This window comes from Mesorhizobium sp. M0960 (genome assembly GCF_040319055.1).
GTDB lineage: Bacteria > Pseudomonadota > Alphaproteobacteria > Rhizobiales > Rhizobiaceae > Mesorhizobium.
The window spans coordinates 86,110-107,233 of sequence record NZ_JAMYNN010000011.1 but is presented as its reverse complement, the minus strand read 5'-3'; the positions used below and the strand labels follow the sequence as shown (position 1 = coordinate 107,233).

Annotated in this window: 18 protein-coding genes; 7 read left to right on the top strand and 11 right to left on the bottom strand. The window is 62.6% G+C overall.

Features of this window, described 5'->3' with window-relative positions; genetic code table 11:
- Positions 1 to 169: 169 nt before the first annotated feature.
- Entirely contained in the window at positions 170 to 3,118 is a 2,949-nt protein-coding gene (polA, locus tag NKH63_RS20125) for a DNA polymerase I (protein WP_352592671.1), read from the top strand.
- Between the two features lie 228 nt (positions 3,119 to 3,346).
- Here the strand turns inward: polA and NKH63_RS20120 are convergent, their stop codons facing one another.
- Positions 3,347 to 3,751 (bottom strand): Fur family transcriptional regulator, encoded by a 405-nt coding sequence (locus tag NKH63_RS20120; RefSeq protein ID WP_023721937.1) that lies wholly within the window; start codon positions 3,749 to 3,751, stop codon positions 3,347 to 3,349.
- 211 nt (positions 3,752 to 3,962) lie between these two features.
- On the opposite strand from NKH63_RS20120, the gene NKH63_RS20115 reads away from it, so the two are divergent.
- The 3 genes from NKH63_RS20115 (at position 3,963) to NKH63_RS20105 (ending at position 7,348) form a co-directional block, all read left to right on the top strand.
- Positions 3,963 to 6,164, top strand: coding sequence for a caspase family protein (locus NKH63_RS20115; protein ID WP_352918517.1), 2,202 nt, complete (start codon positions 3,963 to 3,965; stop codon positions 6,162 to 6,164).
- Between the two features lie 111 nt (positions 6,165 to 6,275).
- Positions 6,276 to 6,647 carry a hypothetical protein gene (locus tag NKH63_RS20110; protein ID WP_352918553.1) on the top strand — a complete coding sequence of 124 codons (372 nt, stop codon included), beginning with the start codon at positions 6,276 to 6,278 and terminating at the stop codon, positions 6,645 to 6,647.
- Complete coding sequence (locus NKH63_RS20105) at positions 6,644 to 7,348, top strand: DUF4760 domain-containing protein (RefSeq protein WP_352918515.1); 705 nt, start codon at positions 6,644 to 6,646, stop codon at positions 7,346 to 7,348. Before NKH63_RS20110 ends, NKH63_RS20105 begins: the two co-directional genes overlap by 4 nt.
- A 151-nt stretch (positions 7,349 to 7,499) precedes the next feature.
- On the opposite strand, the gene NKH63_RS20100 is transcribed toward NKH63_RS20105, so the two are convergent.
- Positions 7,500 to 8,582, bottom strand: a complete 1,083-nt coding sequence (locus NKH63_RS20100) for a trypsin-like serine peptidase (protein WP_031194911.1) — start codon at positions 8,580 to 8,582, stop codon at positions 7,500 to 7,502.
- Between the two features lie 350 nt (positions 8,583 to 8,932).
- On the opposite strand from NKH63_RS20100, the gene NKH63_RS20095 reads away from it, so the two are divergent.
- Entirely contained in the window at positions 8,933 to 10,066 is a 1,134-nt protein-coding gene (locus NKH63_RS20095) for a S1 family serine peptidase (protein ID WP_352495500.1), read from the top strand.
- A 73-nt stretch (positions 10,067 to 10,139) separates the two neighbouring features.
- On the opposite strand, the gene NKH63_RS20090 is transcribed toward NKH63_RS20095, so the two are convergent.
- Entirely contained in the window at positions 10,140 to 10,490 is a 351-nt protein-coding gene (locus tag NKH63_RS20090) for a hypothetical protein (protein WP_352592768.1), read from the bottom strand.
- Between the two features lie 191 nt (positions 10,491 to 10,681).
- On the opposite strand from NKH63_RS20090, the gene NKH63_RS20085 reads away from it, so the two are divergent.
- Complete coding sequence (locus NKH63_RS20085; protein ID WP_352918513.1) at positions 10,682 to 10,981, top strand: DUF2934 domain-containing protein; 300 nt, start codon at positions 10,682 to 10,684, stop codon at positions 10,979 to 10,981.
- A 54-nt stretch (positions 10,982 to 11,035) separates the two neighbouring features.
- On the opposite strand, the gene NKH63_RS20080 is transcribed toward NKH63_RS20085, so the two are convergent.
- The 8 genes from NKH63_RS20080 to NKH63_RS20045 form a co-directional block, all read right to left on the bottom strand.
- A complete protein-coding gene (locus NKH63_RS20080) occupies positions 11,036 to 11,728 on the bottom strand; it encodes a molybdate ABC transporter substrate-binding protein (protein WP_352918511.1) in 693 nt (230 codons plus the stop codon).
- A gap of 133 nt (positions 11,729 to 11,861) precedes the next feature.
- Positions 11,862 to 12,908: an L-glyceraldehyde 3-phosphate reductase gene (gene mgrA / locus NKH63_RS20075; RefSeq protein ID WP_352918509.1), complete on the bottom strand. Its 1,047-nt coding sequence runs from the start codon at positions 12,906 to 12,908 to the stop codon at positions 11,862 to 11,864.
- Between the two features lie 131 nt (positions 12,909 to 13,039).
- Positions 13,040 to 14,188 (bottom strand): Gfo/Idh/MocA family protein, encoded by a 1,149-nt coding sequence (locus NKH63_RS20070; RefSeq protein ID WP_352918507.1) that lies wholly within the window; start codon positions 14,186 to 14,188, stop codon positions 13,040 to 13,042.
- A 12-nt stretch (positions 14,189 to 14,200) separates the two neighbouring features.
- Entirely contained in the window at positions 14,201 to 14,947 is a 747-nt protein-coding gene (locus NKH63_RS20065; RefSeq protein ID WP_352918505.1) for a sugar phosphate isomerase/epimerase family protein, read from the bottom strand.
- Between the two features lie 87 nt (positions 14,948 to 15,034).
- Positions 15,035 to 16,165 carry an ABC transporter ATP-binding protein gene (locus NKH63_RS20060; RefSeq protein WP_051409752.1) on the bottom strand — a complete coding sequence of 377 codons (1,131 nt, stop codon included), beginning with the start codon at positions 16,163 to 16,165 and terminating at the stop codon, positions 15,035 to 15,037.
- A gap of 5 nt (positions 16,166 to 16,170) precedes the next feature.
- A complete protein-coding gene (locus NKH63_RS20055) occupies positions 16,171 to 17,106 on the bottom strand; it encodes a carbohydrate ABC transporter permease (RefSeq protein WP_352483609.1) in 936 nt (311 codons plus the stop codon).
- The gene (locus NKH63_RS20050; RefSeq protein ID WP_023721950.1) at positions 17,099 to 17,992 is read right to left on the bottom strand and encodes a carbohydrate ABC transporter permease; all 894 of its coding nucleotides are present in this window, start codon (positions 17,990 to 17,992) and stop codon (positions 17,099 to 17,101) included. The genes NKH63_RS20055 and NKH63_RS20050 overlap by 8 nt, the downstream gene beginning before the upstream one ends.
- A gap of 107 nt (positions 17,993 to 18,099) precedes the next feature.
- A complete protein-coding gene (locus NKH63_RS20045; protein ID WP_031194918.1) occupies positions 18,100 to 19,338 on the bottom strand; it encodes an ABC transporter substrate-binding protein in 1,239 nt (412 codons plus the stop codon).
- Positions 19,339 to 19,727: 389 nt separating this feature from the next.
- Here NKH63_RS20045 and NKH63_RS20040 point away from each other — a divergent pair, with 389 nt between their 5' ends.
- Positions 19,728 to 20,777, top strand: coding sequence for a LacI family transcriptional regulator (locus NKH63_RS20040; protein ID WP_352918502.1), 1,050 nt, complete (start codon positions 19,728 to 19,730; stop codon positions 20,775 to 20,777).
- Positions 20,778 to 21,124: the final 347 nt, after the last annotated feature.

Genomic DNA, 21,124 nt, shown 5'->3' with positions numbered 1-21,124 from the left:
AAGGGCACAAAAATTACACTTTTGTAACATAGGCGTGAGCGAACAAAGCTCCGGCCAAGCCGCCAGGCCGGCCAAGCTCACACGCCATTTGTCAGGGTGTTGCCGGAACCCTTGGCGCAAGCCGCCTTTGGCATGGACCGCGGCGCTGCGCCGCGCTATCCCTCGTGCCATGAAAAAAGGCGATCATCTCTTCCTTGTCGACGGCTCCGGCTACATCTTCCGTGCCTATCACGCGCTCCCGCCACTGTCCCGCAAGTCCGACGGGCTGCCGACCAGTGCCGTGCTCGGCTTCTGCAACATGGTCTGGAAGCTGACCCAGGACGCCCGCAACACCGATGTCGGCATCGTGCCGACGCATTTCGCCGTGATTTTCGATTATTCGTCGAAGACCTTCCGCAACGACCTCTACCCCGAATACAAGGCCAACCGCTCGGCGCCGCCGGAAGATTTGATCCCGCAATTCGGCCTGATCCGCCAGGCGACCAGGGCCTTCAACCTGCCATGCCTTGAGACGGAAGGCTACGAGGCCGATGACCTGATCGCCACCTATTGCCGGCTTGCCTGCGAAGCCGGCGCCGACACCACCATCATCTCTTCCGACAAGGATCTGATGCAACTGGTCGGCCCAACGGTTGCCATGTACGACCCGATGAAGGACCGCCAGATCGGCGTTCCCGAGGTGATCGAGAAATGGGGCGTGCCGCCGCAGAAGATGATCGACCTGCAGGCGCTGACCGGCGATTCGGTCGACAATGTGCCGGGCGTGCCCGGCATCGGGCCGAAGACGGCGGCGCAATTGCTCGAACAGTTCGGCGACCTCGATACGCTGCTCGCCCGCGCCGGCGAGATCAAGCAGGACAAGCGGCGCGAATCGATCATCGCCAATGCCGACAAGGCGCGCATCTCGCGTGACCTGGTGACGCTGAAGAACGACGTGCCGGTGACCGAGGGGCTCGACGAGTTCGTGTTGCACGCGCCGGACGGCCCCAGGCTGATCGGCTTTCTCAAGACCATGGAATTCTCGACGCTGACCCGCCGCGTGGCCGAAGCGACGGGAACCGACGCGGGCGACGTTGCGGCCACTCCCGTCACAATAGAGCGTGCCGATACCGCGCATGGCCCCGATATGGGTTTTGGGCTGCCCGCGGCCGCCGAGAGCGCACCGCCGTCGGACGAAGCGGCACTCGAAGCCCCGGCCGCAGCCAGGCAAGGCGACACCCCATCCCTGCTTTCGGCGCTTCGCCTGGAGGCTGCCACCGCCCGCAAGATCGACACCAGCGCCTACGCCTGCATCCGCGACGCCGCGACGCTGAAGGCCTGGATCGCCGAGGCGATGGAGAGAGGCATCGTCGCCTTCGACGTTAAGGCCTCCTCGCCCGATCCGATGCGGGCCGAACTGATCGGCCTTGCCATGGCCGTCGCGCCTGGCCATGCCGCCTACGTGCCGCTTGCCCATAAAAACGGCAATGGCGACCTGCTCGGCGGCGGCGCGGTCGACAACCAGATCTCGATCCGCGACGCACTAGCGTTGCTCAAGCCGCTGCTCGAGGACAAATCTGTCCTCAAGATCGTGCACGACATGAAATACCGCCTCGTCGTCATGAGCCGTCATGGCATCGAGATCGGCCCCTATGACGACACCATGCTGATCTCCTACGTGCTCGAGGCCGGCACCCATGGTGGCCATGGCCTGGAGGCGCTGGCCGATAAATGGCTCGGCCACGCGACCATTCCGCTGAAGGAACTGGCCGGTTCGGGAAGAAACTTCGTCGGCCTCGATCAGGCCGACCTCGGCAAGGCGACGGCTTACGGCGCCGAGCACGCCGACGTCGCGCTCAGGCTCTGGCAGGTGCTGAAGCCACGCCTTGCCGCCAAGGGCCTGGTCTCGGTCTATGAACGGCTGGAACGGCCGCTGGTGCCAGTCCTGTCACGGATGGAACAACGCGGCATCTCCGTCGACCGGCAGATCCTGTCGCGGCTCTCCGGCGAACTGGCACAAGGTGCGGCGCGGCTCGAGGACGAGATCTACCAGCTGGTCGGCGAGCGCATCAACATCGGCTCGCCAAAACAGCTCGGCGACATCCTGTTCGGCAGGATGGGCCTGCCCGGCGGTTCGAAAACCAAGACCGGCCAATGGTCGACCTCGGCGCAGCTTCTCGAAGACCTCGCCGCCGAAGGCCACGAATTGCCGCGCAAGATCGTCGATTGGCGCCAGCTGACCAAGCTGAAATCGACCTATACCGATGCCCTGCCCGGCTTCATCCATCCCGACACCAAGCGCGTCCACACCTCCTACGCGCTTGCCGCGACGACGACCGGCCGGCTGTCGTCCTCGGATCCCAATCTGCAGAACATCCCGGTGCGCACCGTCGAGGGGCGAAAGATCAGGACGGCCTTCATCGCCGACAAGGGCAACAAGCTGGTTTCCGCCGACTACAGCCAGATCGAATTGCGCGTGCTCGCCCATGTCGCCGAAATCCCGCAGCTAAAGCAGGCCTTCGCCGACGGCGCCGACATCCACGCCATCACCGCCTCGGAAATGTTCAACGTGCCGGTCGAGGGCATGCCTTCGGAAGTGCGCCGCCGTGCCAAGGCGATCAATTTCGGCATCATCTACGGCATTTCGGCCTTTGGCCTCGCCAACCAGCTGTCGATCGCACGCGAAGAAGCCGGTGACTACATCAAGAAATATTTCGAGCGCTTCCCCGGCATCCGCGACTATATCGACGCCACCAAGGCCTATGCGCGCGAGCACGGCTTCGTCGAGACCATCTTCGGCCGCCGCATCCACTACCCGGAGATCAGATCGTCAAACCCCTCGATCCGGGCGTTCAACGAGCGCGCCTCGATCAACGCACGCCTGCAGGGCACCGCCGCCGACATCATCCGTCGCGCCATGATCCGCATGGACGAGGCGCTGGAGAAGGCGAAGCTTTCCGCCCGCATGCTGCTGCAGGTGCATGACGAACTGGTCTTCGAGACGGCCGAAGCCGAGGTCGAGGCGACGATTCCCGTCGTCTGCCACGTCATGGAGAACGCCGCCATGCCGGCGGTATCGATGTCGGTGCCGCTGCACGTCGACGCCCGCGCCGCCAACAACTGGGAAGAGGCGCATTAACGTCCCGTCTGCAGCCGGCTAAGTCGCGATCCTTCCCACCCCCCTCTGTCCTGCCGGACATCTCCCCCGCAAGGGGGAGATCGGATGTCGCCCCGGCTTTCGCCAACCGTCGGCGTTGCAAAAATGGGCGGTGAAATTGAAGCTGCCAATCTCCCCCCTTGCGGGGGAGATGTCCGGCAGGACAGAGGGGGGCGCTGTCCCGCCAGCATCTCGCGGCTTAGTAAGCCCTCAAGCCGCTTCAGCCAAACACTTCGCACAAGTCCCACGAAACTCGATCACCGCCTTCTTGGCGGCGAAGCCGGTCGAGCGCACCCATTCGTCGAGCCGGTGGCCGACATCGTGGTCGGAGAACTCGGTCACCTGGCCGCAGCTGTCGCAGATGGCAAACGCCGTCATCGAATGGCTGTGGTCGTGCGGCTCGGCACAGGCGACGAAGGAATTGAGGCTTTCGAGCCTGTGCACGAAGCCGGACTTCACCAGCGTGTCGAGCGCCCGGTAGACCTGCAGCGGCGCGCGAAAACCGCGCTCGCGCAGTTGGTCGAGCAACGTATAGGCGCTGAGCGGCCCGCTGGCGGCCTCGAGTTTCTCGAGAACGCAAAGCTGGTTCTTCGTCAGTACATCCCTTGCCGCCATGATCCTGTTCCAAGCCGCTCTGTGCCGATCACTGCCAGTTCGCATGCAATCCGGCCTCGTCCACTGAGATAGCGACGAACGGCCATTTTTGCTACTGTTTCTATTCGCAGCCGGTGGTCGGCTGGCTGGCGGCGTCATATTCAAAATACTGACAAAATCCTCGGCCAGGCTGGCCGTGCTTGGAAATTCGATCGGGCTTGGGGAAGCAATCATGATCAAAGTGACACGGCGGACGCTGCTTGCCGGCACGTCCGCGCTGGCCGCCGCCGGCCTGGTGCCGTTTCGGGCATTCGCAGCGGCGCGCACCTATCATGCGCTGCTTGTTGCCTGCACCGATTATCCGAACCTGCCGAAGAAAAACTGGCTGATCGGACCGAAGAACGACGCCGGCCTGGTGCGCGACTACCTTCTGAAAAACACGCCCGCGCCGGTGAAATTCCTGGCCGAAAACGTTACGCTACTCGCCAAGGATGTCGAAGGCACCAATGGCCCGCCGACACATGCGGCGATCAAGGCGGCGTTGGCCGATCTTGCCGCCAAGGTCCAGCGTGATGATTTCGTCTATCTGCATTTGTCCGGTCACGGCGCGCAACAGCCCGCGGCGACCAAGGGCGACGAGACCGACGGCCTCGACGAGATTTTCTTGCCGTCCGACATCGACAAATGGGTCAACCGCGAACAGGGCGTGCCCAATGCGCTGGTCGACAACGAGATCGGCACCGCACTCGACGCCATCCGCGACAAGGGCGCCTTTATCTGGGCCGTATTCGACTGCTGCCATTCCGGCACGGCGACGCGCGCCGCCGAGGTCGACGACGAGCTGGAACGCAAGGTCGAGTTCGCCGATCTGGTCGGCGGCGACGATGCTGCCAGGGCGGCTGCGGTGAAAGCCTATGACGGGATTGCGTCGGCCGCGCCGCGCGGCTTTGACGAGGACGGGCAGCGCAAGCCGGCCTTTAAGCTGGCGCCGACCGGCGCCGAGCCGACCACCAAGGGTAAATTGGTCGCCTTCTACGCGGCGCAGACGGTGGAGACGACGCCTGAGATGCCGCTGCCCAAGGGCACGGCCGATGCGCCGCGTTTCGGGCTGTTCACCTTCACCATCCTGTCGAAACTGGGCGAGAACCCCAACATCACCTACCGCCAGCTCGGCCAGGCCGTGCTGCAGCAATATTCGGCGGACGGCCGCACCCGGCCAACGCCGCTGTTCGAGGGAGAACTCGACGCACGCGTCTTCGGCACCGACAAGACCGATGCGGTCATGCAATGGCCGATCGTCGTCAAGGACGACAAAGCCACCATCGGCGCCGGACTGCTGCATCGCCTCACCCCCGGCAGCAAGCTGGCAATCTTGCCGTCGGCGCTGTCGCCGCTGTCCGAGGCGCTTGGTTATCTCCAGGTGCGATCGGCAAAGAACCTGGAGAGCCGGGTCCAGCCGGTCGAGTTCGGCGGCAAGCCGGCGCTCAAGCTGGCTGACATCCCCGCCAATGCCTATGCCCGGCTCGCCGAGCTCGCCGTCGACTACAAGCTCGTGGTCGCGCGGCCGGCAGCGGCCAAAGGCCTCGAGAAAGAGGCTGCGCTGGCGAACTCGGTTCTCGACGATCTGGCGGCCAGGGAGAACTCAGGGTTCCACATCGCGCTGGTCGAGCCGGGCAAGAGCGCAGATCTGCGTCTCGCCGTGCTGCGCGAGAATGCCATTGCCGGCGCCGCAGAAGACGCCACCGACGCGCCGGCGCTGTGGTTCCTGCCAGCTTCGGGCGACATGACGCTCAAGGATGGCAGCAAGCCGCCGCTGATCGTCATTCATCCGGACGGCCGCGAAAAGCTGATCGACGCCGCGGCCAGGAACCTGACGAAAATCTTCCGCGCCATCGGCCTGTCGAGGCTGGCCGCCGCTTCGGATTATCGGCCGGAAGAGGTCGACGTCGAGTTCCGGATCAAGCGTCTGGACAGTGACGCGCTGCAGCCTATCGAGCCGTCGACGGTGCCGCGTGTTTCGCCCGACGATCAGGTGCATGTGCTGGTCTGGAACGGCTCGACCAACCTGGTTGACATCAACGTGCTCTATGTCGGCTCCGACTATTCCATCCAGCATTTTCTTGCCGAGCGCCTGACCGAGGGCGCCGTGCTCGAGGAAGGCCTGTTCAAATTCACCGACACCAGCTTCGGCATGGAGCAGATGATCGCCGTCTTGACCGAGGCGCCGCCGCAGAGCGAGAAGCAGGACCTGAGCTTCCTGGCGCAAGCGGGGGTTGTCTCGGTAACGCGCGGACTGGGACAGCCAAGTTTCTCCGATATGCTGGCCGATATCGGCATGGCGCCGGCGACGCGGTCGGCCATGCGGCTCACCGACGACAAGGCATCGAAGGGCGCCGTGATGATCTTCCCGATGGAGACGGTGCCGCGCGCCTGAGGCGGGATCAAGCGCCCGGCCAGGCCTCTTGCCTGATCGGCTGATAATGAACATTCTTCGACCGCCGCTGTCGGCGGCCGAACGGAACGGATGAGGGCGTTCGTGAACAGGATGGTATTTTCGTGGCGCGCAACAACCGCCGGCCTTGTCGCCGGGCTGTTGCTGGCCGCCAATGCCTCGGCGGACGAGGCTTGCGGCCTTTGCGCCAAGGAGGTCGTCATCAACTCCGAACTGGCGAGTTGCTTTCTCGATCAGTACGACCAGATCGCCAAAACCGGCAACACCGCCGTCGTCGTCGATCTCAGCAGCTGCACCTCACGCGGCGTGGTCGAGCCGTTGCCGTCGCCTGGCAAGCCGCAGGTGGAGCCTGACGTGCAGTTCATCGTTTCGCGGGCGCAGCTGGATTGCCTGAAGAAGAAGCTGGAGACGCCGGGCATCGTGCTCGACCCGTCAGCCATCATCGAGCTGGACAGCTGCGGATGACGAAAGGAGGGAGCGACGCAACGCAGCAGGCAGGGGCGGCGCCGGTACCGCAAAAGAAGCCGGCGTCACTGCCGGAAACCGTCGAAGGCCTGCCTTGGGTGAGCAATCACGAGGTCAAGAAGGAGGCGAACCCGTTCACCGATCGCGACTGGCGCATGCTTGTCTATGCCTGGTCCGGATTGCTGGTACGGCTGGCGATCATCTTCACCTTGATCTTTTCGGTCTACCAGTTCCTGGCAAACCAGGAGCAGAAGCGTGTCGAACAGACGATGTCGCTGGTCGAGCTCTGGGAAAGCAAGGATTACCAGCAGGCGCAACGGGCCCTCAAGCAACGCCTGGCGACGCTCAATGCCAAATACGGCAATCTGCTCAGCGCCAATCCCACGCCGACCGAGGAACAGGTCTATCGGCAACGCATCGGCATCGAGGCGATGAGCGCAACCGGCGGCGACATGCCGCTTGCCGAGTTCAGCGACAATTTCGACCGCATCGTCTATTTCCTCAACCGTCTTTCCTTCTGCGTCGAAGGCAGGCTTTGCTCGCGTCAGGTCGCCGACTCGTATTTCCGCGACTATGCCGCCTCGTTCTGGAGCTATTTTGCCGGCTATATCGACAAGGAGCGCAAGGCCGGTTCGCCGACCTTCGCCCTGCCAATCGAGAACTATGTCCGCCAGGCGCCACCCCCGGCCCAATCCAGATAATCCCCGAAAATGCGAAAGCCGGCGACGGAAATGCTCCGCCGCCGGCTTTGATTGGAGCATTTTGCAGCCAAGTGTGATCATATTTGGCGTCGCAGAAATGCCGCTAAAATAGATAACCCGCCCCGATGATCGCGGCGCGCACTCTGCAGGCCTATTTGTACAGGCTGTTGATCCACTGGACGTTGATGGCGTTCAGGCGCACGGCGGTATTGGCATCCGGGCTCTCGGCCACGTTCACGCCGGTGATGACGCGCTGCTTGGAGCCATTGTCATAGGCATAGACCGAGCTGCCGCTCGAACCTGGATACGTGTCGCAGTCGTACTGGAAATACTCGGTGGCGATGTTTTCGGCGTGCACTTCGCAGGTCGCCTTCCACATCGTGCCCATCGGCTTGTCGCCGGGATAGCCGATGATGTTGGCGGTGAAATCGCCGAGATCCACATAGTTGGCATAGCCCAGCCAGCCGAGATTGGTGCCGACATCCTGCTTGAGAGTGACGATGCCGAGATCCCACGGCACGACAGAGCCGTAAAAGCCTTGGTAATTGTCGATGAAGCCCTGGACGATATAGGCGCTTTCATAGGTGAAGGCGCCGAACGGAGCGTCGTCGGCGGTCTTGCCATTGAGAGCCGGCACGAACAGGATATCGTCGAGCCAGGCCTTGTCCTCGTGGCTGTAGAGGCAGTGCGCCGCGGTGAGCACCGTGCGCGGGCCGATCAGTGTCGCCGAGCAGCTGCCATAGCTGCCGCTCTTCGATTTGCCTTCGAGATAGCCGATCGCGGTGAACGGGTAGGTTTTGGTATTCTTGATCTGCTCGCGGTCGTCCGTCCCGAACACCTGGCGGCCGGCCTCTTCGCCTCCGCTTAGTCCGGAATTATCGGACTTCTGCCCGTCGGCGGGCGCGTTCATTTCCTTGATGACAAGGTCCTTCAGCGTCTCGTTCGGGTCGATCTTGATGTCCTTGCCATCGGCGGAGCGGCCGACGATGCCATAAGATTTGACTGCCGTTGCTTCGTCGGCGAGCGGCGCGGCGCGGTTGGCCTCGTCGTCGGTCAGTTTCGGCGGGGCGATCGGTTTCGCCCGGCCGGGCTTGTAATCGCCCGATGTCACGTCCCGCATGCTTTCGCCGTTGCCGGCATTGGCGGAGCCTGGATCGGCAGCCAAGGCAGGAACCGCCCACATTGCGGTGGAAAGCAACGCGGACGCAATAATGCTATGTGTCAGTTTTGTCATGGTGAGACTCTCCCAAAAGTCAGCAAGGACTGGATCAAGATAGAGAAATATTGTCGAGATCGTGGTGGTGACGAAAAATGAAATTGGTTGCCGGCGCCTTTACCGGGCCATTATTCAGTGCAGCCAGTTTAGGTCCCCGCCAAAAATGCCCGCATCGGTATACTGCCTAAATTAATCCAACATTGGCAATGACAAATTGCTTTCACATAGCCCGTGGGGGGCTATAGGATTTGGGCGGGCTTGGTTCGACAGCACGATTAGCAAAAGTGGTGCTCGGTTTTGTGACGGATCGCGCTCCGCCTTGGAGCATGATCTCACCGGCCGGTTCCATTTCAGTGGATCATGCGTCCGTGGCTGACCTGTCGGAATATTGTCTCAGGGGGTTCGAGGTGAAGATCATCCATAGGTTCAGACCGATTGCCGCCGCCGCGCTGCTTGGCATCGCGGCGGCCTTGCCGGTCGTTGATTCCGTTCATGCCACGGACGCGGCCGCCCGGCCGGAGGCGGCGATCTCGCCGATGAAACGCGTGGCCGAGGCCAGGGCAAAGGCCAGGGCGGAGAACCCCGACGGCGCCGATCGCGTCTACGGCGGCAAGCAGGCCGAGACGGGCGCGTACCCGTTCCAGGTGGCATTGCTGACCACGGGCAAGCTGGACAAAAGCCCGGCCTCGCAGGCGAATGCGCAGTTCTGCGGCGGCAGCCTGATCGCGCCGCAATGGGTGCTGACAGCGGCGCACTGCCTCAATGACGACGGCGAGCCGATTTCGCCTGATGTGGTCACCGTGCTCACGGGCGCCACCGATCTCAGCGAGGGCAAGCGCTACAAGGCGGTGGAGATCATCGTCAACGAGGGCTACAGCGAGCAGACGCTGGACAACGATCTCGGCCTGATCCGGCTGGCCGAGCCGGCCGATGCCCCGACCATCAAAATTGCCAGTGAGCCGACCCCCGACGCCGGCAAGACGACAGTCACCGGCTGGGGCAAGATGCAGGACGGAACATTTCCCACCGCGCTGATGGTCGCCGACCTGGACCTCCAGCCGAACGCAACCTGCAACAGCGGCATCAAGGCGATTTATGCGCATGATTTGAAAGCAGCGCTCGGCGAGCTCGCCCGCCGCATGCGTTATTCGGAAAGGGGCATCGAGGCGGCCGCCAACGCGATTGCTGCCGACATGGCGGATCCGCTGACCGGCAACATGATCTGCGCCGGAACGGCCAGCGGCGAGCGCGACGCCTGCAATGGCGACAGCGGCGGACCGCTGTTCATGACCGGCGCCGATGGTCCGGTGCAGGTCGGCGTCGTCAGCTGGGGCGAAGGTCCGGCCGACGGCGGCACCGCCTGCGGCCACAAGAACGCCTACGGCATCTACACGCGGCTGGCCAATTACACCGGCTGGATCGAGGAGAAGATGAAAACGGCAGCGCCCGTGCCCGCAGCACCCAAAGCCCTCGGCACGGCGCAGAAGCCGGCGACGCCCTGACCGGCGTCACTTGCTGAACCAATGAACAGCGGGAGCAATCCCGCTGTTTCTGTCCCAAAACCTGGGGTCGGGACTAGAACCAGCGATCGCGGCGCTGGTCTGTGGCGGCCAAGGTGAGGCCCAGTAGCGCCCCTACTGCCGCTCCGAGTATGAATGCGGACGATACTGTGCCAGGATTCTCCTGGACGACCCCGGAAACCGTTTGCGCCCTGTTGCGCAGGGCTTGCGCCGTCCGGGACGCGCGGTCAGCAGCGCTGTCATACCAGTCGCCGGCCTCTTCGATCGTCTCTTCCGCGCGTTCGGCCAAGGTCCGATTGATCTTGTTGATCTCACGCCTCAGCTGCGCGACCTGCTTCTCCAGGGCTTCCTGAGCTTCACGTTGAGTCATCTTCGGTGCTGCGGATTCGTTCGGGTCGTCGGCCATGGTAATCTCCTTTGCGGAAGGCTCGGCTCAACGGTCGGCCCACTGTACAGGTTCCTCGGCAAAACGATTCTGTCCGGTGTTTGTTCTGTGAGAACCCGGGATTTGTCCGGCATGTGTGCGAAATCGGCTTGAACATCGGATCGTTCCGGCGCTCCCCGCGTTGGTGAAAACGCCACAAGGGAGGAGCCGTCATGGACAACGATCGGCATGAAAAGATTCGGCAACGAGCCTATGAAATCTGGATGCGCGAGGGCCGCCCGGATGGCGCGCATGAGCGTCATTGGCAGCAGGCGAAGCAAGAGCTTGACCTCGACGACGCGGATCGCGGTCCCGCTGGAGTGATCGCCAGTTCCGACGTTCTGACAGTCGAGGCACTGGCGATGCGCACCGGGATAACCGGTGATCAGGCGCAAGAGCTGATCGACAGGCTCGGCAACGACAGAGCCGCACTCGAAGAAGCCGCGCGGAACCTCAAGGCAGCCGAAAGTTAAACCTGTTTGAGCAGGGAATCTCCAGCGTGCCTGTGGCGTGATTCATCGCACGCTCTAGCGGCGCTCGACACCCTTTGCCGCCAGGATGTCATCAACGGCTGCCGACATCAGAAATTCCGACAGCTGCTCGGCAGCTTCTGCGTTCGTTGAACCGGCACTGATGCCAATGGCGAAGTCGACGTAACTTTGGAGTTCTGCCGGAAACTGACCGACAAGCATGACCTCGGGAGCGGCCGCGAGAATCGAAGTCACGGGAACGACCCCCAACTCGGCTTCCCCACGGCCCACGGCCGGCGCTGTCTGCCCTCCTGGTATGGCCACCAGCTTGGGCTTCACCTCGTCCGCTATCCCCAACCGTTCCAGCAAACCGGAGAAGTAGCCACCGCTGGTTCCTTCACTGGCGTAGGCGATCGATCTGGCGCTCTTCAACGCCTGTTCGAATGCTTGCACGGACCCAATGTCGAGCGGTCGACTGCCTGACTTGGCCGCCACTCCCATTGCTATCCGGCCGAACGCTACCTGGCTTCCCGCCTTGACCTTTCCCAAGGCGGTCAGATCCTGAACCAGGTTCGGATTGGTGATGACGATGTCAAGAGCTTCCCCAGCTTCAATCTGCTTCTTTACTGCCGGATTGAGCTCCCACCTGACCGCAACTGTGAACCCCGTGGCCGTTTCGAACTGGGATATGAGAGCAAGGACGGCGGGGCGGACCGCAATAGCGCCAAAAAGCCGGATTTCCTGATTCATCGCCTAACCCCGGATCGGTCGAAAACGACCTTCTTGCGATACGCATCCGGCCTTTCATTCCACGGCTGCCCGGCCATTCCATGCTCAGCGTCCCGGAAGCAGTCGCCCTTCGGCGGCCGGATGCCGGAGTCGCCTACTTCCTTGGCGGACCCTTGCGCTCGGCCGACGCCGCCCAGAGGTTGATGTCCGACTCGCGGGCAAAGGTGTCGATCTCGGCGAGCTCGGCATCGCTGAAGTCGAGCGCCTTCAGCGCCTCGACGCAATCCACGACCTGTTCCGGCCGGCTGGCGCCGATCAGCGCCGACGTCACCCTGCCCCGGCGCAACACCCAGGCCAGCGCCATCTGCGCCAGCGTCTGGCCGCGGCGACGGGCGATGACGTTCAGCGCCTCGATATTGGCGATCGATTTGTCGTTGATGAATGCCGGGCGCAGCGACTTGCCCTGGCTGGCGCGGCTGCCATCGGGGATGCCGCCGAGATATTTGTCGGTCAGCATGCCTTGCGCCAGCGGCGAGAACACGATCGAACCGACGCCAAGCCCCTCGAGCGTGTCGAGCAGGCCGTCGTCCTCGACCCAGCGGTTGAGCATCGAATAGCTCGGCTGATGGATCACGCAAGGCGTGCCGAGCTGCTTCAAAATGTCGGCGGCTTCGCGGGTGCGCTGTGAATTATAGGAGGAAATGCCGGCATAGAGCGCCTTGCCCGAGCGCACCGCGTGATCGAGCGCGCCCATCGTTTCTTCCAGTGGGGTGTCGGGGTCGAAGCGGTGCGAATAGAAGATGTCGACATAGTCGAGCCCCATCCGCTTCAGACTCTGGTCGAGGCTGGCCAGCACATATTTGCGGCCGCCCCACTCGCCATAAGGCCCGGCCCACATTTCGTAGCCGGCCTTGGTCGAGATGATCAGCTCGTCGCGATAACCGGCAAAGTCCGTCCGCAGGATCTCGCCGAACGCCCGCTCCGCCGAGCCGGGCGGCGGGCCGTAATTGTTGGCGAGATCGAAATGCGTGATGCCGAGATCGAAGGCCTTGCGCGTGATCGCCTGCTTGGTTCTATGCGGCGTGTCGTCGCCGAAATTGTGCCACAGCCCGAGCGAGATCGCCGGCAGCTTCAGGCCGGACCGCCCGCAGCGATTGTAGACCATCTTTTCGTAGCGGTTTTCGGCGGGAACATAGGGCATGGAAAATCCTCATATCGAAACGAGCCCGACGGCTGCCGCCGCGATGACGGGCAAGTCGAGTTCGGCCCACCCTTAGCCTCTCCCCGCTTAAACGGGGAGAGGCTTTTTGCGGTGCTTGGGAGATGCGCCGCCTACTTGGTTTTCTTCTTCGCCAGCAGCTCCTTCGCTGCCTTGACGCCGAGTGCCGCAGGCCGCTCGCAGCTGGTCTGCATGGCGACGAACTTTCCGGTCTCGCCAGAGCGCAACAGGCCGGTCATGACGTCGACGGCATGCAGCGCCAGTTCCATCGAGCAGCGATGCGGCCGGCCTTCCCTGATCGCGATCGCCATGTCGGCCAAACCGGCGGTGCGGTAGTTGGCCATCATGCCATGCGAATGCATCTCGTTGGGCACGCCGAACGGATGCCGCCATTTCGGCAGCTTCTTCACCGGCTTGGCGGCCTCGGTGTAGCGCACCTCGCCGCCGAAGAAATTCGGATCCGGCACGAACACCGTGCCTGCCTCGCCATAGAGCTCCATCGGCGCGTGGCCATGGCTCCAGACATCCCAGCTGGTGTTGAGCGTCACCACGGCGCCGTTCTCGAATTCCAGCACGCCATGGATCGTCGTCGGCGTGGAGACCGGGATCTTTTCGCCGGCGCGCGGCTTCGAGCTGATGATGCGTTCCGTCATCGGGATCGAAGCAAAAGCCGCGACCTGCTTCACCGGCCCGATCAGCTGGATCAGGTTGGTGATGTAATACGGTCCGATATCGAGCACCGGCCCGGCGCCCGGCTGGAAGAAGAAGTCCGGATTGGGGTGCCAATGTTCCATCCCATGGCTCATCACATGACAGGTGCCGCTGGTGATCCTGCCGAGCCTGCCGGTGTCGATCAGGTCGCGGACAAGCTGGTGCGCGCCGCCGAGGAAGGTGTCGGGCGCCGAACCGATGCGCAGCCCCTTGCTTTCGGCCCGTTTCTTCAGGTCGAGCCCTTCCTTGACCGAGAGCACGAAGGGCTTCTCCGAATAAACATGCTTGCCGGCGTCGAGAATCTGCTTCGACACCTCGTAATGCACCGCCGGAATGGTCAGGTTGACGATGATGTCGATATCGTCGGCCTTGAGTAGCCCCTCGACGGTCTCGGCGCGCAGCTTGAACTCTTCTGCCCGCGCTTTCGCCGCTTCCATGTTGATGTCGGCGCAGGCGCGCATCTCGATGCCGCGGAACAGCGGCGCCAGCGAGAAATACGCCTTCGAGATGTTGCCGCAGCCGATGACGCCGATGCCAAGTTTTGTTGCCATGCTGGTGTGCTCCTAATAGGTCTTGGCGGCTGCGATCGAGCGGCGGGCGAAGCGCTCGATGTCGTTGGGGTTGTCCTGTTCCATGACGTAGTATTTTGCAGCGCTTTTGGCGCGCAGCGCCTTGATCAGGCCGGGCCAGTCGATGGTGCCGTGGCCGACGTCGGACCAGCCGTCCTCGTCGAGGCCCTCGCCCGCCTTGGCCATGTCCTTGACGTGGACGGCGACGATGCGCTTGCCGTGCTTCTCGATCCAGGGCAGCGGATCGACGCCGCCGCGCACCACCCAGGCGACATCCATCTCCCAGCCGATGTCGGGCGCGGAGGAAAGGATGTGGTCTTGCGGCACCGAGCCGTCGGCGAGCGCCTTGAACTCGAAATCATGGTTGTGCCAGGCAAAGCCATAGCCGGCTTTCTTGGCCGTCTCGCCGACCTTGGCCAGGCGTTCGCCGAAGCCGCGCCAGCCGGCTGTGTCAGCCGGCCTGAACTCGGCGTTCAGGAACGGGCAGATGAGCAGCGTGATGCCGAGCGCGTCGGCCGTCCTGCGCACGCCGTCGAAATCCTTCTCGAGCGCGTCGATCGAGAAGTGCCCGGTCGGCATGGCAAGCCCGTTCTTGTCGAGTTCCGCACGGAATGCCTTGGGATCGTCATAGACACCACCGAACCCTTCGACTTGGCTGTAACCAAGCTCGCCCAGCATCTTGAGCACGCCCTCCCAGGGCTGGAAATTGCGGGCACTGTAAAGTTGGAATGACCAGTTCATCGTCTCTGTCCGTTTTCTTGTGGATGGTTAGTCTTGGGGGGATGAGTCTTGGGGGGAATGGAAGAGTCTTGGGTGGCTAGATCTGCTCTAGAGGCGGTTACCTGTGGCGGCGTCGAACAGCGAGGCGCGCATCGGATCAAAACCGATGCCGACCGCCTCGGCGTTGTTTGGCGTGCGCTCGGCTGTCACCCGTACCGTGAAATTCTGGCCGCCGAGCTTCAGCCAGACCAGCGTGTCGGAACCCATGGGCTCGACGACCTCGACACTTGCCGTGGCTGCGAATGGCCATCCCGTGCCGCTGTTGAACGCGACGTGCTCGGGGCGGATGCCGAACACGGCCGGCCCCGGCACCGGGTCCTTCTCGAAAGCATAGGTGGCAAGCGGAATCCGTACATCCTCGGCGACGAAGTGCCAGTCGCCGTCCGCCTGCTCCAGCCTGCCGTCGAGGAAGTTCATCGCCGGCGAGCCGAGGAAGCCGGCGACAAACCGGTTGACCGGCCGGTTATAGATGGTCTGCGGTGCATCGAGCTGCTGGATGACGCCGCCCTTCATCACCGCGATGCGGTCGGCCAGCGTCATCGCCTCGATCTGGTCGTGGGTGACGTAGATCATGGTGTTCTCGAGCTTGCGATGCAGCAGCTTTATCTCGACGCGCAATTCCGCGCGCAGCTTGGCGTCGAGGTTGGAGAGCGGCTCGTCGAACAGAAAGACATCGACGTCACGCACAAGTGCGCGCCCGATCGCCACGCGCTGGCGCTGGCCACCGGACAGAGCCGCCGGCTTGCGATGCAAAAGCGGCTCGATCTGCAGGATCTCGGCGGCCCGGGCGATGCGCTTGGCGATCTCGTCCTTGGCGAGGCCGGCAACGCGCAGCCCAAACGACAGGTTCTTCTCCACCGTCATCTGCGGATAGAGCGCGTAGGACTGGAACACCATGCCGATGCCGCGATCCTTGGGCTCTTCCCAGGTGACGTTCTTGCCCTTGATGAAGATGCGGCCTTCGGAAACGTCCAGCAGCCCGGCAATGCAGTTGAGCAGGGTCGACTTGCCGCAGCCGGACGGGCCGAGCAGCACGATGAACTCGCCTTCTGCGACATCGAGGTTGAGCGTCTGCAGCACCGATATCGCGCCGAAATTCAGCGACAGGTTCTGGATCGAGACGCTGGTGCCGTTTGCCCCGCTGCTGCCGTTTACCTCAACACTGCCGTTTGCGTTCATCGCCATCATCCTTTCACCGCGCCGGCGGCGATGCCGCGCACAAACAATTTTCCGGACAGGAAATAGACGATCAGCGGCACCAGGCCGGTCAGGATGGTGGCTGCCATGTTGACGTTGTATTCCTTCACGCCTTGCACCGAGTTGACGATGTTGTTGAGCTGCACCGTCATCGGATAGGTGTCGGGGCGGGTGTAGACGACGCCGAACAGGAAGTCGTTCCAGATGCCGGTCACCTGCAGGATGATGGCGACGACGAAGATCGGCAGCGACATCGGCAGCATGATGCGGAAATAGATGCCCCAGAAGCCGGCGCCGTCGACACGCGCTGCCCGGAACAGCTCCTCCGGCATGGAGGTAAAGTAGTTGCGGAACAAAAGCGTGAGGATCGGCATGCCGAAGATGGAATGGACGATCACCAGGCCGCTGAGGCTGCCGTAGAGGCCGACCTCGCGCAGGATAATGACGATCGGATAGATCATCACCTGATACGGGATGAAGGCGCCAACGATCAGGATGATGAAGAAAGTGTCGGCCCCTTTGAAGCGCCAGTTGGCCAGCGCATAGCCGTTCACCGAGGCGAGCGCGATCGACAGGATCACCGACGGGATGGTGATGCGCACCGAATTCCAGAAGCCACGCGACAGCCCGTCGCAGTTGAGCCCGGTGCAGGCGCTCGACCAGGCCTTGACCCAGGGCTCGAAGGTGATCTCCATCGGCGGCGAGAAGATGTTGCCAAGGCGTATCTCAGGCATGCCTTTAAGCGATGTCACCACCATGACGTAGAGCGGCAAAAGATAGTAGAGCGCCACCACGATCAGCGTGCCGTAGAGGAAGATGTTGCGGCGCGAGAACGTGTGGCGCGGCTTCGGTCCGCTCGGCCCGTAGGCTTCGAGCCCGCCGGCGCCGCCAATGGCAGGCAATGAGACGGCATGGTCAGACACGCTTCTTGCCTCCGAACTCGAGATAGGCCCACGGCACGATGACGATGATCACCGACAGCAGCATCATCGTCGAAGCGGCGAACCCTTGGCCGAGGTTCTGGGCGAAGAACATGTAATCATAGACATATTTGGCCGGGACTTCGGAGGCGATACCGGGCCCGCCGCTGGTCTGGGCGACGACAAGGTCGTAGACGCGAACAATGTTGGAGGCGACGATGACCAGCGTGGTGATGAAGACCGGCCGCATCATCGGTATGATGATGAACAGATAGGTCTTCCAGGTCGGTATCCCGTCGACCCGCGCGGCCTTCCAGATATCCTCGTCGATGCCGCGCAGGCCGGCCAGCATCAGGCACATTATCAGCCCGGTGCCTTGCCAGAGAGCGGCGATCAATATGCCGTAGATGACGATGCTGGAATCATAGAGCGGATTGAAGCTGAAGCTCGTCCAGCCGAGGCTGCGCACCACTGCCTGGACACCGAACTCGGGGTTGAGCAGCCATTGCCAGACGAGACCGGTGACGATGAAGGACAGGGCGAAGGGATAGAGGAAAATGGTCCGGAATGTGTCCTCGAACCGGATCTTCTGGTCGAGCAGGGCAGCAAGCAGGAAACCGATTACCAGCGAGAACACCAGCGACAGCACGCCGTAGATCAGCAGGTTCTCGATCGAGATCAGCCAGCGCGGCGTCGCCCACAGCCGGTAATACTGGTCGAGACCGACGAAGTGCAGCCGCGGCAGCAACTTGGAATTGGTGAAGGAATAGAACACCGTCCAGACGGTGCCGCCAACAAAGATCACCAGCGCGGTGAAGATCATTGGGATCGAGGCGATTTTCGCATTGAGGTTGCGAAAGAGTTGGCTGGGGCGTTCGCTCTTGCTCATCTGCACAACCGCGCTGGATCGGGTAAGGGCGGGAGGGTCAAGAGGTCTTGACCCGAGTTCCCGACCCTGCGCTCGCAGGGGCGGGAGTGAGGCGCTTGATCGATCGCTTAATCGGCCGAACCGACGATGGCGGCGAAGCGCTTCTGCGCATCTTCCACGGTCATGTCCTGCTTGGCGAAGAACTCGGAGAACAGATCCTCCTTTTGCTTCTGCGTATCCTGCGAAAGCAACTGGTCCGTCCAAGGCATGACATTGCCCTTGGCGAGGATTTCGAGGCCCTTCTTCATGCAGTCGTTCGCCGCCTTGAGGTCGACGTCGCCGCGCACCGGCAGCGAACCCTTCTTGAGATTGAAGGCGACCTGCGTCTTGGGATCAAGCAGCGTGTGGGCCAGCACTTCCTGCGCCTTCGATTTTTCGGGATCCTTCAGCAGCGGGAAGTAAAAAGCGTCGCCGCCGGTGGCGATCATCTCGTTGAGGCCGAGGCCCGGAAGGCAAGTATAGTCCTTGCCGGCGGTCTGGCCGGCAACCTGGAACTCGCCCTGCGCCCAGTCACCCATGATCTGGCCGCCGGCCTTGCCGGTGATGACCAGGTTGGTGGCCTGGTTCCAGTCCTGCACATTGGTGTTCTTCGCCATCTTGCGGGCGTCGTCCGCGGCCTTGAAGACCTTGGCGACTTCGGGCCCGGCGGCGAATTCCGCGTCCTTGTCCTTATAGACCTTGAGGAAGGCATCGGTGCCGCCGACCGCCGCGAGCAGCACGTCGAAAGCGCCGGAGGCCTGCCAGGGCTGGCCGCCGACCGCGAGCGGCTGGATGCCTGCTTTTTCAAGCGCGGGCGCCGCAGCGACATATTCATTCCAGTTCTTCGGCACCGGCACGCCGGCTTTTTCGAAGGCGGCGTTCGACAGCCACAGCCACTGCCAGGAGTGGATATTGACCGGCACGCAATAGATTTTGCCATCGAGGGTACAGCCGTCGAGCAGGCTCTTCGGCTGCACGATTTCCGTCCACTTTTCCTTGGTGGCGAGATCGGTGAGGTCGCGCATCAGCCCGGCCTGCACCAATTCTTCCGCCTGCCGGCCGTGATTGAACTGGGTCGCGCCCATCGGGTCGCCGCCGGTGATGCGGCTGATCATGATCGGCCGCGCTGTGCCGCCGGAGCCGGCGATGGCGCCGTCAACCCAGTGATTGCCGGTTGCGTCGAAAGCCTTGGCGAGTTCGGCGACCGCTGCCGCCTCGCCGCCGGAGGTCCACCAATGGGTGACTTCCAGATCCGTCGCGGCCGCCGGGCCGGCGAATTGCAGCGCGGTCGTCAATGCCAGCGCAGCAGTCATGAGTTGGTATCGCATTTCGTTCCTCCCAGAATCTGAAACGTTACAGATTTTGGATACGGCAATTGCTTCGGACGCGCAACCCCTCAGGCAAATCCGGCGCCAAATTTTTTCGAAGCGCGAATAAAATCACCTGGCCCGTCGAGCTACCGCATCGCAACAAGAGAGGTTGCACTGCAAAAAATTGATGCTGCGACGCCAGAAACCCGGAAAAGCCCGTTTCAATCGTTCTTTTTTGCGCCGACCGGAGTACCGCTCGTTTTGCGCCTATCACCAGTGATATCGCGACGGCAGTGACAATCTGTAACGTTTCAGTATATAGCGCTCTCATTCGGTGAAGGCCCGCGGCGTACCCGCCGATTGCCGGCCTGCCCGGCAACTGCTATGCGCCTGACGGGGCGGGACGAATGAACAGGCATCAAAAAGAGAAGGCCGACGAAGCGTCGGGGCAGGGCCGGCCGACACTGAAGACGCTCGCCTTCATGACCGGGCTGGGCGTCACCACCGTGTCGCGCGCGCTGAAGGACGCGCCCGAGATCGGCGCCGAGACCAGGCGTCGCGTCCAGCTTGTCGCCAAACAAATCGGCTATCGGCCCAACCGTGCCGGCGTCCGCCTGCGCACCGGCAAGACCAATGTCATCAGCCTGGTGCTCAACACCGAGCACGAGATCATGAGCTTTGTCTCGGACATCATCTACGGTGTTTCGGAAGTCATTGCCGATACGCCCTATCACTTGATCGTGACGCCCTATTCACGCTCGCAGGATCCGCTCGACCCGATCCGTTACCTCGTGGAAACCGGTTCAGCCGACGGCGTCATCATTTCGCGCACGCAGCCGAACGATCCGAGGGCCCGTTATATGCTGGAGCGCGGCATCCCCTTTGCCACGCATGGCCGCACCGACATGGGGCTGATCCATCCCTATCATGATTTCGACAATTACGCTTTCGCAGCCGAGGCGGTGCGCCATCTGGCCGGCCTCGGCCGCCGCCGGCTGGCTCTCTTGGCGCCGCCGGTCGAGCTGACCTATCACGGCCACACGCTCGCCGGCTTTGCCGATGCGCTGAGCGAGGTCGGCGCCAGCGAGATTCCGTTCAACACCGTTTCGATCGATCATTCGATCGAGCAGATCAGAATGCGGACGGCGCAGCTGATGCGCCGCGAAAGCCGCCCGGACGGTTTCATCAGCAGCGCCGCCGCCGCGACGCTCGCCATCGTCGCCGGCATCGAAGACGCCGGCCTCAAGCTTGGCCGCGATGTCGATGTGGTGTCCAAACAATCGTCGGAGCTTCTGCACCTGTTTCGCAGCGAATTGCTGGTCGTCAACGAGAACTTCCGGCTGGCCGGCGCCGAACTCGCCCGCTCGGTGCTGGGCTGGATCGGCGGCGCCGCACCTGGCTCCCTGCAGAGCCTGAGCAAGCCGGGCGAAGTGCAGGCTTATCGCCGCCCGGCGTGAGCGGGAAGTGTTCAAAGTGAACTCCCGCTCCATCTATTGTCATAGCCGCATTTCTGCGGCGCCAAGTGGTTCCACTTGGCTGCAAAATGCGCGCTGCCGACTGGCTACCTTGGGGCCGCGAGCGGACTGACAGCTTTTAGACTCAATGTGTCTAACCTGCCGCTCTTTGCGGACCTTGTCGGTCGTCCAGTATTGAATTCAAGCGCAGGCCAGCTTCGTCCGTGGCGGCACGGTCTCGGCGGGATGTGTGAACTTCGACAGAAGGACGCGATAGTCTACATTTAGTGCTCGTCGCACGAGGCCAAGTCCGAGGGCTCCGAGAGTGGAGTTAATTTAGCGTCCTACGA

Excerpts from the sequence above, each read along its gene's own strand:
- polA (WP_352592671.1), top strand. The coding sequence starts at position 170 with ATGAAAAAAGGCGATCATCTCTTCCTTGTCGACGGCTCCGGCTACATC.
- NKH63_RS20120 (WP_023721937.1), bottom strand. The coding sequence starts at position 3,751 with ATGGCGGCAAGGGATGTACTGACGAAGAACCAGCTTTGCGTTCTCGAG.
- NKH63_RS20115 (WP_352918517.1), top strand. The coding sequence starts at position 3,963 with ATGATCAAAGTGACACGGCGGACGCTGCTTGCCGGCACGTCCGCGCTG.
- NKH63_RS20110 (WP_352918553.1), top strand. The coding sequence starts at position 6,276 with ATGGTATTTTCGTGGCGCGCAACAACCGCCGGCCTTGTCGCCGGGCTG.
- NKH63_RS20105 (WP_352918515.1), top strand. The coding sequence starts at position 6,644 with ATGACGAAAGGAGGGAGCGACGCAACGCAGCAGGCAGGGGCGGCGCCG.
- NKH63_RS20100 (WP_031194911.1), bottom strand. The coding sequence starts at position 8,582 with ATGACAAAACTGACACATAGCATTATTGCGTCCGCGTTGCTTTCCACC.
- NKH63_RS20090 (WP_352592768.1), bottom strand. The coding sequence starts at position 10,490 with ATGGCCGACGACCCGAACGAATCCGCAGCACCGAAGATGACTCAACGT.
- NKH63_RS20085 (WP_352918513.1), top strand. The coding sequence starts at position 10,682 with ATGGACAACGATCGGCATGAAAAGATTCGGCAACGAGCCTATGAAATC.
- NKH63_RS20080 (WP_352918511.1), bottom strand. The coding sequence starts at position 11,728 with ATGAATCAGGAAATCCGGCTTTTTGGCGCTATTGCGGTCCGCCCCGCC.
- mgrA (WP_352918509.1), bottom strand. The coding sequence starts at position 12,908 with ATGCCCTATGTTCCCGCCGAAAACCGCTACGAAAAGATGGTCTACAAT.
- NKH63_RS20070 (WP_352918507.1), bottom strand. The coding sequence starts at position 14,188 with ATGGCAACAAAACTTGGCATCGGCGTCATCGGCTGCGGCAACATCTCG.
- NKH63_RS20065 (WP_352918505.1), bottom strand. The coding sequence starts at position 14,947 with ATGAACTGGTCATTCCAACTTTACAGTGCCCGCAATTTCCAGCCCTGG.
- NKH63_RS20060 (WP_051409752.1), bottom strand. The coding sequence starts at position 16,165 with ATGAACGCAAACGGCAGTGTTGAGGTAAACGGCAGCAGCGGGGCAAAC.
- NKH63_RS20050 (WP_023721950.1), bottom strand. The coding sequence starts at position 17,992 with ATGAGCAAGAGCGAACGCCCCAGCCAACTCTTTCGCAACCTCAATGCG.
- NKH63_RS20045 (WP_031194918.1), bottom strand. The coding sequence starts at position 19,338 with ATGCGATACCAACTCATGACTGCTGCGCTGGCATTGACGACCGCGCTG.
- NKH63_RS20040 (WP_352918502.1), top strand. The coding sequence starts at position 19,728 with ATGAACAGGCATCAAAAAGAGAAGGCCGACGAAGCGTCGGGGCAGGGC.